The 17,307-nt window shown below is 47.9% G+C and carries 17 protein-coding genes; 2 read left to right on the forward strand and 15 right to left on the reverse strand.

Going from position 1 to position 17,307, the window contains the following annotated elements; genetic code table 11:
* Window positions 1-324: 324 nt before the first annotated feature.
* The 7 genes from ACYVSB_RS00115 to ACYVSB_RS00145 all read right to left on the reverse strand — a co-directional run bounded on the left by ACYVSB_RS00115 (window position 325) and on the right by ACYVSB_RS00145 (window position 9,537).
* Window positions 325-684, reverse strand: a complete 360-nt coding sequence (locus ACYVSB_RS00115) for a type II toxin-antitoxin system PemK/MazF family toxin (protein WP_461217928.1) — start codon at window positions 682-684, stop codon at window positions 325-327.
* A 330-nt stretch (window positions 685-1,014) separates the two neighbouring features.
* Window positions 1,015-2,151 (reverse strand): alanine racemase, encoded by a 1,137-nt coding sequence (gene alr, locus ACYVSB_RS00120; RefSeq protein ID WP_461217929.1) that lies wholly within the window; start codon window positions 2,149-2,151, stop codon window positions 1,015-1,017.
* A gap of 12 nt (window positions 2,152-2,163) precedes the next feature.
* Window positions 2,164-2,517, reverse strand: coding sequence for a holo-ACP synthase (acpS, locus tag ACYVSB_RS00125; protein WP_461217930.1), 354 nt, complete (start codon window positions 2,515-2,517; stop codon window positions 2,164-2,166).
* Between the two features lie 359 nt (window positions 2,518-2,876).
* Window positions 2,877-4,424, reverse strand: coding sequence for a DEAD/DEAH box helicase (locus ACYVSB_RS00130; protein ID WP_461217931.1), 1,548 nt, complete (start codon window positions 4,422-4,424; stop codon window positions 2,877-2,879).
* A gap of 372 nt (window positions 4,425-4,796) precedes the next feature.
* A complete protein-coding gene (locus ACYVSB_RS00135; RefSeq protein ID WP_461217932.1) occupies window positions 4,797-6,170 on the reverse strand; it encodes a UDP-N-acetylmuramoyl-tripeptide--D-alanyl-D-alanine ligase in 1,374 nt (457 codons plus the stop codon).
* Window positions 6,171-6,261: 91 nt separating this feature from the next.
* Entirely contained in the window at window positions 6,262-7,356 is a 1,095-nt protein-coding gene (locus tag ACYVSB_RS00140; protein ID WP_461217933.1) for a D-alanine--D-alanine ligase family protein, read from the reverse strand.
* 1,272 nt (window positions 7,357-8,628) lie between these two features.
* The gene (locus ACYVSB_RS00145) at window positions 8,629-9,537 is read right to left on the reverse strand and encodes a helix-turn-helix domain-containing protein (protein ID WP_461217934.1); all 909 of its coding nucleotides are present in this window, start codon (window positions 9,535-9,537) and stop codon (window positions 8,629-8,631) included.
* Between the two features lie 211 nt (window positions 9,538-9,748).
* Here ACYVSB_RS00145 and ACYVSB_RS00150 point away from each other — a divergent pair, with 211 nt between their 5' ends.
* Window positions 9,749-10,054: a hypothetical protein gene (locus ACYVSB_RS00150; RefSeq protein WP_461217935.1), complete on the forward strand. Its 306-nt coding sequence runs from the start codon at window positions 9,749-9,751 to the stop codon at window positions 10,052-10,054.
* 244 nt (window positions 10,055-10,298) lie between these two features.
* Entirely contained in the window at window positions 10,299-10,472 is a 174-nt protein-coding gene (locus ACYVSB_RS00155; protein WP_461217936.1) for a hypothetical protein, read from the forward strand.
* Between the two features lie 306 nt (window positions 10,473-10,778).
* On the opposite strand, the gene ACYVSB_RS00160 is transcribed toward ACYVSB_RS00155, so the two are convergent.
* The 8 genes from ACYVSB_RS00160 to ACYVSB_RS00195 all read right to left on the reverse strand — a co-directional run bounded on the left by ACYVSB_RS00160 (window position 10,779) and on the right by ACYVSB_RS00195 (window position 17,276).
* Window positions 10,779-11,042, reverse strand: a complete 264-nt coding sequence (locus ACYVSB_RS00160; protein WP_125597071.1) for a type B 50S ribosomal protein L31 — start codon at window positions 11,040-11,042, stop codon at window positions 10,779-10,781.
* Window positions 11,043-11,138: 96 nt separating this feature from the next.
* Window positions 11,139-12,455: a UDP-N-acetylglucosamine 1-carboxyvinyltransferase gene (locus ACYVSB_RS00165; RefSeq protein WP_461217937.1), complete on the reverse strand. Its 1,317-nt coding sequence runs from the start codon at window positions 12,453-12,455 to the stop codon at window positions 11,139-11,141.
* Window positions 12,456-12,925: 470 nt separating this feature from the next.
* Window positions 12,926-14,539 (reverse strand): CTP synthase, encoded by a 1,614-nt coding sequence (locus ACYVSB_RS00170; protein ID WP_461217938.1) that lies wholly within the window; start codon window positions 14,537-14,539, stop codon window positions 12,926-12,928.
* A 283-nt stretch (window positions 14,540-14,822) separates the two neighbouring features.
* Complete coding sequence (locus tag ACYVSB_RS00175; RefSeq protein ID WP_461217939.1) at window positions 14,823-15,137, reverse strand: DUF1048 domain-containing protein; 315 nt, start codon at window positions 15,135-15,137, stop codon at window positions 14,823-14,825.
* Complete coding sequence (locus ACYVSB_RS00180) at window positions 15,134-15,493, reverse strand: DUF1048 domain-containing protein (RefSeq protein ID WP_461217940.1); 360 nt, start codon at window positions 15,491-15,493, stop codon at window positions 15,134-15,136. The genes ACYVSB_RS00175 and ACYVSB_RS00180 overlap by 4 nt, the downstream gene beginning before the upstream one ends.
* A 61-nt stretch (window positions 15,494-15,554) precedes the next feature.
* Entirely contained in the window at window positions 15,555-15,875 is a 321-nt protein-coding gene (locus tag ACYVSB_RS00185; RefSeq protein WP_461217941.1) for a PadR family transcriptional regulator, read from the reverse strand.
* 221 nt (window positions 15,876-16,096) lie between these two features.
* A complete protein-coding gene (gene rpoE, locus ACYVSB_RS00190) occupies window positions 16,097-16,786 on the reverse strand; it encodes a DNA-directed RNA polymerase subunit delta (protein WP_461217942.1) in 690 nt (229 codons plus the stop codon).
* Window positions 16,787-16,832: 46 nt separating this feature from the next.
* Window positions 16,833-17,276 carry a YwiB family protein gene (locus ACYVSB_RS00195; protein WP_461217943.1) on the reverse strand — a complete coding sequence of 148 codons (444 nt, stop codon included), beginning with the start codon at window positions 17,274-17,276 and terminating at the stop codon, window positions 16,833-16,835.
* Window positions 17,277-17,307 lie beyond the last annotated feature (31 nt).

Raw genomic sequence — 17,307 nt, forward strand, 5'->3', positions numbered from 1 at the left:
GGCAAGTGGATACTTTAAGGCGCAGCGGTCTGCACCTCGCAGCACGTTTCAAATCAGAGTGCGGAGAGGTGCGATTAGACCGTGAGCATTAATTTATCTACTTGACTAAGCCGCGCAGCGGATTGGGCAAGCAGATACTTTAAGGCGCAGCGGTCTGCACCGCGCAGCACGTTTCAGAGTGCGGCACGCAACAGGCCCCCGCTCAAGTTCATGAGTTTTCCCAATCAGGACCAAATAACCTGCCACCAACAAAAAAGCCTAGGTCAATTTCCCTAGACTGATCAAACCGTAAATCGATCACAACACTATTCCGATACTATGTAGTTATGCCATTGGTGTCAACCCTAGACTGATCAACAGCGCTTGATCAACTAACGCCATTCGCGCTGGTTCTAGGTGGGAAACTTGAGCCCGCAGGCGTTGTTTATCGATCGTGCGCACTTGCTCGAGTAGCACGACCGAATCCCGCTCGACGCCATCAGGATCAGGCGTTAGCCCCACATGAGTTGGTAATCGAGGTTTACTGATTTTGGCGGTGATCGCGGCGATGATCACCGTGGGGCTGAAATGGTTGCCGGTATCATTTTGAATAATCAAAACCGGTCGCAAACCGCCTTGTTCCGAACCGACGACCGGCGACAAATCGGCGAAGAAAATGTCTCCGCGTTTAATTTCTTGTTCCATACGCTCACTCAACTTTTCTAAAAACGATCCCGCCTAGCGCCAACACGCAAACACGCGCTGGTTCAGACAGGATCAGGTCTTCATGTTGTTACTATTGTAACACAGCTTGATTGCCGCGTGTTTATTATTGTTCGCGCTGACTGCAGTCACCGCCCCAGCTTCAAATCAGGTCGACGAACCGACTCAATTGATTTCACAGTGACCATGGTGCTGTCACGCCGCCAAGCCAGGTATCTTGTTGGCGGCATTGAACTGGGAAAAGTTCGACTGGGGTAATGGTGCTCTAATCAGCAAGATCAAACCGCGAATCAGTAACGAATCAAATCACCGCTAATCGGGATCAAAGGGTAAATAATGCCGGGGTAAGCGATTATCCAGACCACAGGCAATTTCGTAATGGATGGTTTGCGCATAGGTGGCGACTTCCTGGATCGTGATTTCATCAGCGCCATCACGGCCAATCAAGGTCACTTTACTACCAACCGGAAACTTCTCAGGCATTTTGACCATGATTTGATCCATGCAGACCCGGCCAACAATCGGGCAACGTTGGCCTTCGATCAACACGGCCATTCCCGACATGCGGCGTAACCAGCCGTCCGCATAACCAATCGGGATGGTGCCCAACCATTCCGTTGCCGGTGCTGTGTAGGCGGCGCCATAGCCCACCGTATCGCCAGCGTGGATCTCCTTGACGAAAACCAGTTCGCTATAGAGCGCCAAAGCTGGTTTTAGTGGATACGGCGCTGGAATCACCGTTCCTGACGGATTTAGGCCATACAAAGCGATACCGAAACGGATCATGTTCATCGCCAACTCTTCGTGCCAAAGACTGGTCGCCGAATTAGCGCAATGAATGTAGCGTGGTTTTGCTGGTAAGACTGCCAGCATTTGCTTGAACTTCGCTTGTTGTTGCTGGAAGTGCGTCAAATCCGTTTGATCCGCCGTGGCGAAATGGGTAAAGACTCCTTCGAAAACGAACGTCTCTGGGTGGTCCAAGACAAACGCCGCCGCCTTTTGGAGCTCGGCTGGTTCCGTGAAGCCAATCCGGCCCATGCCCGTATCTGTCGCTAAATGCAGCGCCAATGGTGGTAAATTATTTTTGTCCGCCAGTGTCTGTGCGGCAGCGGCCAGCCAGTCGCGGTCGGCGACAGTCAACGAAATATGTTGGCTGGCAGCAATCGCCGCGGTTGTGACACTTGTCACCCCTAACACCAAAATTGGTTCCACGATCTGGGCTTCGCGCAAGACCAAGGCTTCATCCAAGGTTGCTACACAAAAACCACTAGCCCCAGCCGCGCGGCAAACACGAGCCACGGGAACCAGGCCGTGACCGTAGGCATCTGCCTTGACCACGGCGAAGAGCTCGCTTGATTGCGGTAATCGTTCCCGCTCATGATGCACATTGTCATAGATTGCTTGTTGGTCAATTTCTAAATAAGTTGGTCGTAAATATGATGTTTGCACGGGAAATCCTCTCTATTCTTCTTCCAAAATTACTTCTGTCATTACTAAAGTTGCGGTATGGGAAATCGAAACCAAGGCCCGTCCAGCAAAGGGATGTTCGCTGATCACAGGTTTGCCTAAATTATCGTTGATAATGGTGACATCATGCAATTTGACTTGCCCCAGCCCAGTGCCCATTGCCTTTGCGAAGGCCTCTTTGGCTGAGAAGCGCCCCGCCAAGTATTCTCGCTGCCGTTGACCGCGTAATTCGTCAAATTGGGCAATTTCCGCCGCCGTCAAAACCTTGTCCACAAACTTAGGATTATGCTCGACTGCCGCCGCGATTCGCGCGATTTCTGTAATATCAACACCTAAACCTGCAATCATCTCGATCGCCACCTTCACTGTTAGTCTAACCATCCACACGCCAAAAAGCGAATGATTTGACCCTGTTCCCCAGCCTCACCGCCGCTGTCTCATACCGCGAAGGTGGGGACTTTTTTATTCGCCTAATTATCGCATCCGCGTTAAAGCCCTTTGCCCAGTCCAACTGATCAGGTGCCAGCAATCAACGGATGCTTTTTTTATTATACCATTGATCCGCATTAATTTGATTCACTTTAGTTAAATGAAAGGTGAGAATTGTTCATGACAAGTTGCATTTCCCTCCAACAAAAAAAGCCTGACCTTGTCAGACTTTCCCAGTTGACCCGCTAGCGTCAGGTAACGGGCTTACATGGCTTGATTTATGCAGTTGGATTCTTACGAATGGTGAAATTACGTTTGCCACCATTGTTGCTGCCTTGATGACGGCTGCCACCGTTACCGGAACCGGAGCGACGACCACGAGAGTCACCGCCGCGATCACCGCGAGAACGGTCACGATCACCATGACTGCGATCGCCACGACGATTGTAGCTGGAGCGGGAACCGCCGCCCCGCTTGTTGCCATAATGCGGCTTGGAGACTTTCCGTGATGGCAATGGCCGCTCTGGTGCGATGTGCACAGGAACTTGGCTTGGATCCTTAACTTGGGACCGCAATAGAGCCGCCGCCAATTGTTCTGGAGTATATTTTTCGAGTAATTCTTGCGCTGGGCCAGCGAAACGTTCCAGGTCAGCAGTGTCGATCAACTGATCAACTTCCGCATAGGCCGCATGCAGTTGGCCCCGGAATGCCTCTTTAGCCGTCGCTGGCTTCAATGGCGTCATCCGAACCCGAGTCAAATCTTCGATCGCGTGCAGATAACCCATTTCGCTGCCAGCGACGAAAGTAACGGAAACGCCAGCCGCACCGGCACGACCTGTCCGTCCGATCCGATGGACGTAGCCATCAGGATCTTGGGGAATATCGTAGTTGTAAACATGAGTCACCCCGGAAATATCCAAGCCCCGGGCAGCCACGTCGGTTGCAACTAAGAATTGTAATTCGCCACTCTTGAACTGACGTAACACACTCATCCGCTTCTGTTGGGTCAAATCGCCATGAATCCCTTCGGCTTTATAACCACGAGCCTGTAAGCCCTTGGTCAATTCGTCGACCCGGCGTTTGGTCCGGCCGAAGATCAAGGCCAGCTTTGGATTTTGAACATCGAAGAGGCGCGTCATCATATCGAAACGCTCGAATTCTTTTGAACGGATGTAATATTGATCGATCAAATCAGCAGTCAATTCCTTTGACTTGATCTTAATGATTTTCGGATCGTGCATAAAGCGTTCAGCGATGCCCATGATCTGTTTCGGCATGGTCGCTGAGAAAAGTAACGTCTGATGTTGATTAGGCACATGGCTCAAAATGCTTTCAATGTCTTCCACGAAGCCCATATCCAACATTTCGTCAGCCTCGTCCAAAATGATGGTCTTGATGCCATCAAGTTTAACGGTGTGACGATTGATGTGATCAAGCAAACGACCAGGTGTTCCCACTAAAATCTGCGGCTTCTTCTTCAAATTACGAATTTGCCGGCTGATATCGGAACCACCATAAACGACTTGCACCTTAACATGTTTAGCCGCGCCTAAACGTTGCATTTCTTCTTGAGTTTGGATCGCCAATTCCCGGGTTGGGGAAATGACCAGCGTTTGGATCTGCGGATCGTCCATGTCAACGTGTTGCAAAGATGGCAAGCCGAACGCCGCTGTTTTACCGGTACCAGTTTGGGCCTGACCCAAAACATCATCACCAGCTAAGACCAAGGGAATGGTTTCAGCTTGGATCGGTGTCGCTTCGGTAAAGCCAGCGCGTTCAACAGCCTCGAGTAAATCTGGTTCTAAATTAAGTTCTGAAAATTTCAAAAAATGTCCTCCTCTGGATTCGAAAAAAACAATCACATCACAGCAGGAGACATCCGTTCAACTTTCATAACTGTTTGTAATCACTTTTTTCAATCACACTGTTCTAATCAGTGTTCTACATATCTTACCATTTTCATTTGGAAACCACAAGGAAGTAAACCGCTTGTTTTCAGAAAAAAGAGTGTGAACCAACCCAGGTAGTGCTTGAGCATTAGCCTAGCCATTGTTTTGGAAGCGCGCCCTGCTTCCGGAACAATGGCGTAGCTAAGCGGAAAGCACTGGGTTGGCGAACACGTTTCAAAAAGCCAGCATAGTGAAAAAGACAAGAAAGCGAACAACGCTTTCTTGTCTTTTTCTGCAATGAAGTTGCGCTTACAACAAAGCCTGCACAACTTTTTTCAATTTCATCCCGTTACTGCCCTTAAGCAAAACCATGTCGCCATAGTGTAAATCATTTTTCAAATCGGCAATCAAGGCTTCTTGTTGACCCAAAGGATAATAGTGCAGGGCTTCTGGCGGGTAAACGCCACGTAACCGCTGATCCAGAGACTTGATCAGATCACCATAGAGATAAACTTCTTCAATATGACGCGGATCTAATTCACTGGCCAGATTGGCGTGGAGTTTCTCGGCTTGCTCGCCCAATTCCAGCATATCCCCTAGAACCGCAACATGACGACCCTTGGCAGCAACCTTGATGAAACTTTCAACGACTTCCCGAACAGCCGTTGGATTTGAATTATAAACATCGCTCAAGATCTCCTCGCCAGCATCGCCTGTCAACCATTGAGTCCGGTTCTCAGTAGGCTGGAAGTGCGCTAAGGCCTGAGCCATTTCGTCCGGTGAAACGTGATAATGACGACCAACTAGCAGCGCCGCTAATGCGTTCAAAACATTGAATTCGCCAATCATCGGCACGGTGAAACTAACTTCTGGCCAGCGATTGACTGAGAATTCGCTATGATTCTTGGTCAAGGTCATGGCAGTCGGATAAAGATAGTTTTCTTCCTTGAATCCGAAAGTCCGCGGCGCAAACGTCGCCGCGCGCGTCGTCAACAATGGCTCATCACCATTGATAATCAACAACCCGTCCTCTTTCAGACCATGGGTAATCTCCATTTTCGCATCGGCGATTTTATCACGAGTGCCGAAGAATTCGATATGCGCTTCCCCGATCATGGTGATCACAGCCACATCCGGCTCGACCAAGTCACTGAGAAATTGCAATTGTCCAGGACGATCCATCCCCATTTCCACGACCAACACTTCGGTATTGGTTTCCATCCCCAAAATCGTTAAGGGCACGCCGATTTCGTTATTGAAGTTGGCCTGGGTTTTGGCCGTGTTATGTTGCTTGGCCAGAATCGCCGCGATCATATCCTTGGTGGTCGTTTTGCCGTTGCTTCCGGTAATCGCGACCACCTTTGGATTGACCTTCAATAAATAATAATGGGCCAATTTCTGCAAAGCAGGTAAAACTTCGGCAACCTCGATCACTTGGAGATTGGTTGGTCGACCTGGATGACCCGCTTGCCAGAAAGTCGCGACGGCGCCCGCTGTCTGCGCTTGCCCCACGAAATCGTGGCCATCACGCTGATCAACCAACGGCACGAACAGACTGCCGGGCCGCGCTTGGCGACTATCAATGCAAATACTCGTTACAACCGTGTTTTGATATTGACGCTGCTGAGTTTCTGAAACATCCAGCCCAATTGCCTGAACGATCTCAGATAATGTCATTTTCATTTATGCTTGGAACCTCTCAATTCAAACCTCATATTTTAGAACAACCCAATTAAAATGCGCACGCTTCAATCGCCTGTTTCAATCGTTGAAACTATTTGTTCGCCACTGTTTGCTTCTTGCTAGCGTAGCGTTCCAGACCAAGCTGGATCAATTGATCGATTAATTCTGGGTAAGGGACACCGCTCGCTTGCCACAAGAATGGGTACATCGAAAATTGCGTAAAGCCAGGCATCGTTTGGATCTCATTCAACCAAACTTGACCTGCTTGATCAAGGAAGAAATCAGCCCGCGTCAAGCCCGCCGCGCCGACCGCGTTAAAAGCCATCACCGCGTACTTCTGAACTTCAGCCAATTGGTCCGCCGTGATCGGCGCCGGAATGATCAACTTTGTCGAGCCATCGATAAACTTCGACTCATAATCATAGAAGTCTTGCTTCTTCCCGATCTCACCAGCGATCGATGCCTTAGGATCATCATTTCCTAACAAGCTGACCGCTAATTCCCGCGCTTTTGGCACCGCCTTTTCGACCACGACCCGATCATCATAGGTAAAAGCATCAGCTAAGCAGCCGACTAATTCTTCACTGTTTTCAGCTTTGCTGACCCCAATACTAGAGCCAGCGTTAGCCGCTTTGACATAAACTGGGAAACCCATTTCTGTTGCGATCTGTTCCCGGATCTGCGCCGCTTTGTCCACGTCACGATAATGAACCGCCAAGACCGAAAGATATGGCACTTGTGGGATCTGATATTCATCAAAGACGATTTTAGCCATGATCTTGTCCATGCCCACTGCTGACGCGCAAATACCCGAGCCAACATAAGGGACATCCAAAACTTCTAGCAAACCTTGGATCGTGCCGTCTTCACCCCAAGTTCCGTGGATCATTGGAAAAACAACACAATCTTTTTGTCCAGCCAACTCAGCGAAATCAAACTTAGTGCCTAAAGAGTGATCCGGCTCAGGGCGCCATGCCGCTTGCTCAGCCGCATCAAGTTTCAATGCAGTCTCAGCCGCGACCGGTGCGGTGAGGGTCAACCCCTTCAAAAACAAACCTTGACGCGTGATATAAATCGGAATAACCTCGTACTTTTGGTAATCGACCGCGCTCAACGCAGATCGAGTACTCATGACAGTCACATCGTGCTCAACGGTCCGACCACCATACATGAGGTAAAGTTTCATATCTTATTGTCCTCCTTTTGGTTCCACCCAAATTCAAGCTTGCCCCCAGCAGAAGCTTCCGCCAGAATACAGCTAATCTGATTCTCAAGCCTTAAGTATAAAAGAAAAGTACCAGAAAAGAAAGCAAAAAATATAAAGAGTGCGAGCTGGCCCGGGTAGCTCCCGAGCATTAGCCTAGCAATTGGTTTGGAAGCCGGTCTTTGCTTCCGAAACAATTGCGTAGCTAAGCACAGAAGTCAGTTGCGCACAGCACGTTTCAAATTAAAATACAGCGCACAACGGGGTAGCTCCCGAGCATTAGCCTAGCAATTGGTTTGGAAGCTGCACTTTGCCTCCGAAACAATTGCGTAGCTAAGCACAGGGAGCTGGGCCAGCGAGCACGTTTCAGATCAGAGTGCGGAGAGGTGCGATTAGACCGTGAGCATTAATTTATCTGATTGACTAAGCCGCGCAGCGGATTGGGCAAGCAGATACTTTAAGGCGCAGCGGTCTGCACCTCGCAGCACGTTTCAAATCAGAGTGCTGTGCTCAACGGGTTGCTTTTGAGCACGACTAGCGATTTGTTGCAGATTGGCGCTAGACAATCTGTGACAAATTGCGTATCAGCGCAGAAAGCAGTTGTACTCTACATGTTTTGATGATGTCCGCGACTTGCACTACGCGCTTCGCAGAGAGCTCCATTCAGCCGCTCAACGTTATCGTAATCGTTAAAGCACTCCCGCTGACTGACGAGCTATGTCCAATGGGTATGACGACCAAAGTTTGTGGCCATACCTACTTATTATGGGCTGACCTAGTCCCCAACATCAAAAAAATTGGGCAAATTTTAGATGAATAAACAGAAAAAGCCAGCTTTAGCCGAATTGATTTGAAAATCCCTGCTATGACTGTTTTTTGACATGGAAATCGCACACTTCAATCATCATGATCGTTCAGACCCAAGAAACGACCTTCCCCGGATGAATATACCGGGGCAAGGTCGTTGAGAAGCGGACAAAATTTTCTATTGTTTCATTTATCAATAATCAATTTGAACGGGAGCCTTACCCGTGAGATGCGATTTTATTCGGTTCAGGGCACCATTTGATTGGATACCCACTGCAGCTTTCTAGTTAGCACCTAACCCAATCCGAATCTGCAAAAAGACCTTTTCCCACGAATCCCGATGAAATCGTTGCACAAAATAAAATCTAGAAAATTTTTCCAAAAAAGATAGCAGGGATCCTTTGAAGCTAAGCTGGCTTGAGTTGGCGGCTTAAAACAAAAGGCGCTCTAGTTGAAGACGGAACAGCGCCTGTTTGCTCCATCACCGGACCCATCATTGTTAAGTAAGTAGCCAATAATCTCTATATCAGGATCAAGTTGATCATTAACTGCGATCATTCTTAGTGTCTCAAAAAGCTGTTGGGCCAACTGCTGATTGCCTTGATTTAACTTTTCATCGAGAATCATAAAAAGCAAGTGACAGTCCATGTCGGGGAATCGTCTGGTGATTTCCCGTAAGTCACCTAAATATTGTCTAGCCCGTTCATAATCCTGATTGCCCAGGCGCAACGTGATTGCTCGAATGATAAATTTGGTTAGGGCGCTGTATTCAGGTCGATCGTAGGCACTGAGCAGTCGTTTCGTGATGATCTGAGAATAATACTCCGCTTGTTGTTCGGCCGTGTAAGTGTGCAAGACGCTGGTAAAGAGCAACAAGTCAAAGCTGTGAAAACTCTCGCTCCGAGTTAAATATGATTTCGCATCAGCGATCAGCTCTGGATTGAGCTGTACCCGGCCAGTTACCTGCAACGAACGTGCGCTTTCGATTTGAATCAATAAGTATAGGTAAAAGACATCATGATCAGAGGCGTACGCCGCGTAAAATCCCCTAATAGATTCATGCAGGGATAAGCTTTTCCCTTGATAGATCAAACTCTCGATTTTCCGGAGCAGATAGTCTTTATTAGCGGGAAGCTCAGGCAGGCCAACTTGATCATTGGCCGCGATCATTGCCATATATTCATTGGGCAGGACATTTAAACGGTCTAAATATTTGAATAGGATCTCGGCGCTAAGGTACGTCCCATTATTTTCGAAAACAGATAATGTCGTCCGACTGCAAATTCCTTCAGCCAGTTCTGCTTGGGTGAGCCCCCGTTCAACCCGAAGTTTTTTGATCAATTCACCATGAGTCATGATCGTTGCCTTCCCCTCTAGCTACCTGAAACGTCATTCCATGTCAAAAGACTTAACAAATTCAAAGCTTCGCAAATCCGCATGCTATAATTTGTGATGGTTATATGATCAGTATACGAGAAGCTAAGTAGTCATTCAAGCGCTACCATTGTTATCTCTGCCCGCTTCGCGTAGCTGTTGGGGTCAAAAATCAAGTAAGGAGCAGAAAGAAATGAAAAAAATTGTTTTTGTCTTATACGCGAGTTACCAATCATTGGGTTATGCCAATCTCGCCAGTCCATTCGATAAGAAACTGAGCCAAGAGCTCCATCAAGTATTCGATGATGAGTATGAGATCGGTTTCGATCCCGATACAGCGGAATCGTTAGATGCCTTAGTCGTCCCTGACCAAATCGCCAACTTCGACAACAAGAAGCAGCTTCCTGAAATCAAAGTACCGGCGACGTTGTTCGTTACTGGTCAGGTTGGTAAGATCAAGGAAATCGTCGATGCCTATTTTCAACATCAGAACCAGTGATTGCTGCTGAAATAGCATTAGCTTGAATCATTCATGCTATTTCTCAACGAGAAAAGTAATCTGTTGGTATGGGCATCTGCAACGCTGTGATCATCAAGTGGGTTGGACATCTTTGCTGCTCCCTAGACAATCATGGGTAAAGACCGTTCAATTCTGTCGATTCACCGAGAACTAGGTTTGTTCATCAGTTAGACTGTGCTGGCGTCACCAATTTAAAGATTATACCACTAACCACGGTCGTCAATTGCGTGGTTTTGGCCATAGTTTGCCAGTCGGCGTGAGTGCTCAAACGACTGCTAAAACGTTGAGCGGCTGGAGCGGAGCATGGCGTTGGTGGTCCGTTCGTTCGTTGGCGGAAGGTCGGGCTGGGGGTGAGTCAGCCGCGATATTATTGTTGGCGATTTATCGCCTACAATAAGGCCGAGCTTGAAGCTTTTCGGTGGTTTTCCGAAAAGCTTCAAGTCGTGCCCGCAGCGTTCCACCACCCCCAGCCCGACCTGGAGCCCGACCACATCTGCCATCTACCAATGCCACGCGTAGCGCAACCTACTTTTGCTAGACTAATGCTCAGGAGCTAACCCGTTTTGGCCCACACTCCTTCTAAATAAACCGCAGCCGCGGTTTATTTTTTTATTCTTTCCACCATAAGTCGACTAGGTGCCGAAAAACACAAAAAACCACACCGCTAAACGCGGTGTGGTTCCACATTAAAACCGATTCTTGATTACTTAGCGCCAGCGCCAGTATCCTTGAAGCCATACTTCTTGTTGAAGCGGTCTACACGACCATCGGCTTGAGTAAACTTCTGCTTGCCAGTATAGAATGGATGTGAATCTGATGAGATTTCAACCCGGATCAATGGGTATTCTTGACCTTCAAATTCGACAGTTTCTTTTGAGGATTTAGTTGAACCTGAAAGAAACTTGAAACCTGTTGCTGAGTCCATGAAAACAACTTCGTGGAAATCTGGATGAATTCCTTTTTTCATTATAATTAGCTCCTTTTCCCTAAGTTATTTGCTAACCTAGAGTCCATATTCGTAAGTAGTCTGACAATATAAGATATTAGCACGGAAAGGGATTCATTACAATGCTTTTTTCTGAAAAACTTCGGCGCTGGTCAACGTGCTATTGGGCTCATCTTCGTCAACCATTTCCACATCAGCCCCAAGACCGCGAAGTTTGGTGATCACCCGGTCATAGCCCCGCAAAATGTTTTCCACCTTATGGATCGTCGTCGTTCCTTCTGCCATCAAGCCAGCGATCATCAACGACGCCCCGGCCCGAATCTCATCAGCTGTTACATCGGTCCCCTGAAGCTGATCAGTATGGTGTAACAAAATCACGTCATTTTCCACGGAAATGTTGGCGCCCATGCGCACTAATTCAGGGACATGGCGAACCCGCCGCGGATAAAGTGTGTCAACAATCATCCCTTCACCCTGAGCCTTCAGCAATAGTGGGGTGATCGGTTGTTGCAGATCAGTGGCGAACCCAGGATAGGGCATGGTTTTAATCGTCACCATTTGCAGGTCGCCAGTGGGATAGACATAGATGCTATCTTCCACGATGTCAAATCGAACCCCAATTTCTTCCATCTTGGCCAGAAATGAATCTAAATGTTCGCTAATAATATTTCGGACGGTCACGCCGTTGCCACAAGCCGCAGCCATCGCTAAATAAGTTCCCGCCTCGATTCGATCGGGAATGATCGTGTGCGCATTACGCGCATATAAATGGGGCACGCCTTCAATTCTGATCGTATCGGTGCCCGCGCCCCGGATTTTGGCACCCATATTGTTCAAGAACGTCGCTAGATCAATGATTTCCGGCTCCTTAGCCACGTTCTCAATAATCGTCGTGCCCGTCGCGCGAACTGCAGCCAAAATAACATTGACGGTGGCGCCAACGGATACCATGTCGAAATAAATTTTAGCGCCGTGAAGCCCATCATCTGGCGCTTGGATAAACATGGCCCCGTGTTCATTACTAACGGTGGCCCCTAATGCCTCAAAGCCCTTGATATGCTGATCGATCGGTCGTGGTCCAATGTCATCGCCACCGGGCAACCCGACGATCGCCCGCCCAAAACGACCTAATAATGCCCCCATGAAATAGTAAGAAGCGCGTAAACTCTTGATTTTACCGTTGGGCAACGGTTTGGAGATGATCTGGGTCGGATCGATCTCCAGGCCTTGCTCGGTTACTTCTGAAGTGACGTTCATGTCAGTTAAAATATCACGTAAGTTATCAACATCTTGAATGCCGGGTACGCCATCAAGTGTGACTTTTGATTCTGAAAGAATCGAAGCAGGAATAATCGCGACTGTACTATTCTTAGCACCACCGATAACGACTTCACCGGTTAGACGCTTTCCACCGTGGATAATCATTTTTTTCATTATAGCTGATTCCTTATCGTCTTGAGTATGTTTTTTTAAGTTTTTTTCAGTACTTTTTCAATTGATTGCGTTCACAAAGAAATGGTTCAATGACTTTTTTACTAGTCAAGTCATCAATACCTATCATAAAGAATTATCGTTGAAATTACAAGGGGTCACCACTTCCGTTATTAAATTAATATAACGCTGTAACGGTGAAAACAACGCCCTTATTATTTGTCAGTTTGCCTGAAGGGGTTCGGAAATAACTGTGCAATTTGCCCAGCCTGAGTGAGCCGGCGTTTTTTATTTTCTGAAAACAAATAGGCTATTTTGACCTTAGCATCAGGGTCAAAATAGCCTATAAAAATATCATCATCGCCACTCTTACGCAAGCGCGTGGTCGCGATATCCCAACAGAAATTCGACAATCAGCCACCTAGCGGTCAAGACAACCCGTTAATCAGGCTTGCGTTTAGCTGATTTTCAGCCTACCAAGGCTGTTCTGGTAAGTCAGAGGCAGCCTTGATGAAGGCTTTGAAGAGTCCTTCTGGTCGCATTGGTCGGGAAAGGAATTCTGGGTGGTATTGAGCCGCCACGAAGAATTTCTTTTCAGGAAGTTCCACTACCTCAACCAACCGATTATCTGGCGAAACGCCGGAGAAAACAAAGCCCTTAGCCGCCATTTCTTCGCGATATTGATTGTTGAATTCATAACGGTGCCGGTGGCGTTCTTGAATCACACTTTGGTGATCATAAGCCGCCGCGGCCACGGACCCTGGCTTCAGTTTGCATGGATAGAGACCCAAGCGCAAGGTGCCGCCGATATTCTCCACATCGTTTTGATCAGGCATCAAATCAATGATCTTATGTTTGGTGTTGGTGTCAACCTCGGTCGAATCAGCGTCAGCGTAACCCAAGACATCGCGGGCGAATTCTACGCAGGCCAGTTGCATCCCCAAACAAATGCCCAGGAAGGGAACATTGTTTTCGCGCGCGTATTTGATTGCTTGAATCTTGCCTTCCAACCCACGATTACCGAAACCACCGGGCACGATGACTCCTTGAGTGTCGCCCAAGAGTTCCGCTACATTCTCAGCGGTCACGTCATCGGCCTGGATCTTCTCGATCTCAATTTCTGAGTCATACAAGTAGCCTGCGTGTTTCAAGGCCTCGGAAACGGAAATATAAGCATCCTGCAACTCAACATACTTCCCGACCAAGGTGATCTTGGTGTGATGATGTAAATTTTGCACCCGGTGTTCCAACTCGCGCCACTCGCTGAGATCGGCCGCCGGTGTGGTCAAATGGAGATAGTCACACACGATCTGATCCATCTTCTGCTTCTCCAGATTCAACGGGATCGAATAGAGCGTCTCCACATCCAACGATTCGATTACAGCTTCTGGGTCCACATCACAGAAAAGCGCGATCTTATTCCGCATATCTTGGGAAATTGGTTCCTCCGTGCGGACCACAAGAATGTTGGGTTGGATCCCCAAGCCCCGTAATTCCTTCACACTATGTTGGGTTGGCTTGGTCTTCATTTCACCAGCTGCGCGCAAGTATGGCACTAAAGTCGTGTGGATATAAACAACATTCTCCGCGCCAACCTCAGATTTCATTTGCCGCAACGCTTCTAAGTATGGCAAGGACTCAATGTCACCAACGGTCCCGCCAACCTCCGTGATGATCACGTCGGAGTCGGTCGTGGTTGCTGCCCGCATGATCTTCTCCTTGATCATATTGGTAATGTGCGGAATGACCTGAACAGTCGCGCCATTGTAATCACCACGGCGCTCCTTTTGCAAAACTTCGGAATAAATTTTACCAGTTGTGACATTAGAGTATTTATTCAAATCATTATCAATAAAACGTTCATAATGGCCGAGATCAAGATCGGTCTCCGCCCCGTCATCAGTAACGAAAACTTCCCCATGTTGATAGGGGTTCATGGTGCCAGGGTCGATGTTGATATAGGGATCAAACTTCTGCATGGTCACCTTCAAGCCACGATTCTTCAGTAAACGGCCTAGTGAGGCGGCAACGATCCCTTTTCCAAGCGATGAAACAACTCCACCGGTAACAAAAATATATTTGGTCATACTGACGCTCCTTTTCATCCTGATCGGGGAAATAATATAAAACAAGCCCCCTATTCATTGAATAGGGAGCTTGGTCAATTGGCATTACGAAATGTAAGGCGCCCAAAAGATATTCTACAAACATTTTCCCCGTTCGTCAAGGAAAACTGACAACTTCCTATTTTCCTGGAGGAATCACCAGTGTCGGTTCGTCGGGAAAGCTGCCCTATTCCTTGGGAATATCACGCTCACAACTGCAACACTTGCAATAAAGCTGAAATTCGCAAACCGAAATTGGGTTCTTTCAAAGGCGATCATTCACTTGTTGCCGCCACTCGTCCAAGAACGGATGATCCGTCAGAATCAAACCGTCAGCGAAGGCCGCCACATCCTGACCAGTCACCGCCAGGACATCTTTTTGCCGGCGGGCGCCATCCTCAAACAAATCCAACAGCTCATTCAAGGGTTGAAAATCATTCGCCAGATTGATTGGATCGACTTTCATGAGATATTTCTGGATTTCTTGGTAGACGATGGCGTAACGGGTGGGTAACGCCGCGGCGCGCTTTTGGAGATCGCGCCATTCTTTCTTTTCCGCCCAAACTTGCTTCAAACTCATCGTGTTTCCTCCTTGGCTAATTTCTTGGCGATTGTCTGGTTGAGCTGAGCGCGCAGTTTATCGCGATAATCTTTAGCGCCTTCAACGTGGGCCAACTCCGTCATGAAGTTGTTGAGACTGGACCCGATAACCGCGCTGACCGCCAGCCCCTCCGCCGCGCTTTCTTCGAACAATCCGACCACATCGGCCAAGATTGGATAGAGATTACGACCGGAGAAATCGGTGAACTGCCAAATCTCCTGATTCAGCTCGCGCCAAACACTTTGGTAATCCTGAGGTAATTGGGCGATCCGTTGATCATACGCCAGCTGTAACTTCGTCATATCATGACCTGTGACTTTATCATAAAAATTCATTCTTCACTGCCTCCATCATCATGTTTCAATCAGGCTTCTATTTTCACCAGCGAGCACTGGGCTAATGTTTGATTTTGACCAGTTGAGCTACCAGGAAGGCCCACTTCCGCCAGAAGTCAGCCAAGTAAGCGACCCCGGCGTCATTCAACCGATAAAATTTGCGCGCGGGTCCCACAGTTGATTTTCTTTTCTCAACGGTCACGAGATTTTTCTTTTCTAGCCGGAGTAAAACGGTATATACTGTCCCCTCGACAATATCCTGAAAGCCCAACTCGATCAAGGTGCTGGTAATTTGATAGCCATAGGTTTCCTGACTATTCTGGATCACTTGCAGGACAACGCCCTCAAGGACCCCTTTTAGTAATTCGGTCATTCCTGTCAACCTCGTCTTCCTTTCTTAAAAAGGCTTGCCACCCTTACCTAGTATTACTAAGTACTGAACCAGTATAGTGCGCGCGATCAATTCTGTCAACTACTATTTATTACTAAGTAGAGCTGGTCAGGATGAACCTTGACGTCACCCGCTTTTGGTGGCACAAAAAACCCGTGTCAGCAAGAACTAGCTTACTGGCACGGGTCGATTTAAAAATTACTCAAGTTCAATTATTTGTCGGTGTCATCATCATCGGCATCGTCGTGATGATCATCGTCATCGGCGCTGTCATCGTCAGAACTGAAGTCAGCATCACCGTCGTCAACCAATTCATCATCGTTGAATTCAGATAATTGTCCTTCGATCCCATCATCCAACTCATCACTGTCATCATTATCGTCAGGGTCGTCAAGATCGGTCAGGCTTGGCTTGAAGTCAGCGGGATGACTTTCTTCGCTGTCGTCATCGTCATCTTCGTCAGTAACCTCGATGGCGTCGTCATCGTCGTCGTCAGAATCATCTTCATCTTCTGGGTCATCATCGTTGTAATCGATCACGTCATCATCGTCAGAAACATCGGCCAAGAAGGCATTGACCTTGCGGCGACGCTTCTTACGTGGGCGCTCCTCGTCATCTTCAGGATGGTTGACTTCTTCGTCTACGGATTCGTATGGATACCACTCCCGTAGCCCCCAAACGTTCTCGCCTAAAGAAATAAAGCTGCCATCCATATTCAAGTCAGTATAAAATTGTCCTAACCGATCACGAATTTCTTCATCGCTCTTACCCAAGTACTGTTGGACTTGGTTGACAATATCCGCAAAAGGCATCGCTTCACCTTGCACTTCCAGCATGGCATGCGCAACTTCGATCAGTGACAATTCGGATTTTTTTTGGCCCGCAAAAACATCTAATTCCATTTGGGGGGACACATCCTTTCAGCAGTCTATCCTTAATAATACTCGACTAAGCCTTGAAAATCAATCGTAATTGATATTTTCCCAACAGTTCTTTTTCAGAAAAAAGTTGATAATCAATCGCGACTTCGCCATGTAATGGCTCACTTTTGATGCGACTTTCCATCAGCGTGGTGGCTGTCGTGACTGGAATCTCGCCATAAGGCGTTTTGTAAGCCGTGGTCATTCGCTCCGTCGGGTGAAAATGTAATTGTAACCGCAGATCCGCTTGCCCCCGGGTCAAAATCACCAACCCATCTCCCTGGATCTTCATCGTGACCGGCGTTTGGGCGCCAGTTTCCGGATCGCGTTCCTGATAACGCAAATACAAGGTCGACCCCATTTGGACCAATTGACCTGGTTCATCGAAATGATGGGCCGTGATCTCACCTGCCTGTTCGATCCGGGTCGACATTTGTAAGTGCACAGGCATTGGTGCTGTTAAATCAAGCATACTACCGCCTCTTTTCTCCATCGCTTTAATT

The organism is Lapidilactobacillus salsurivasis, from assembly GCF_054785215.1.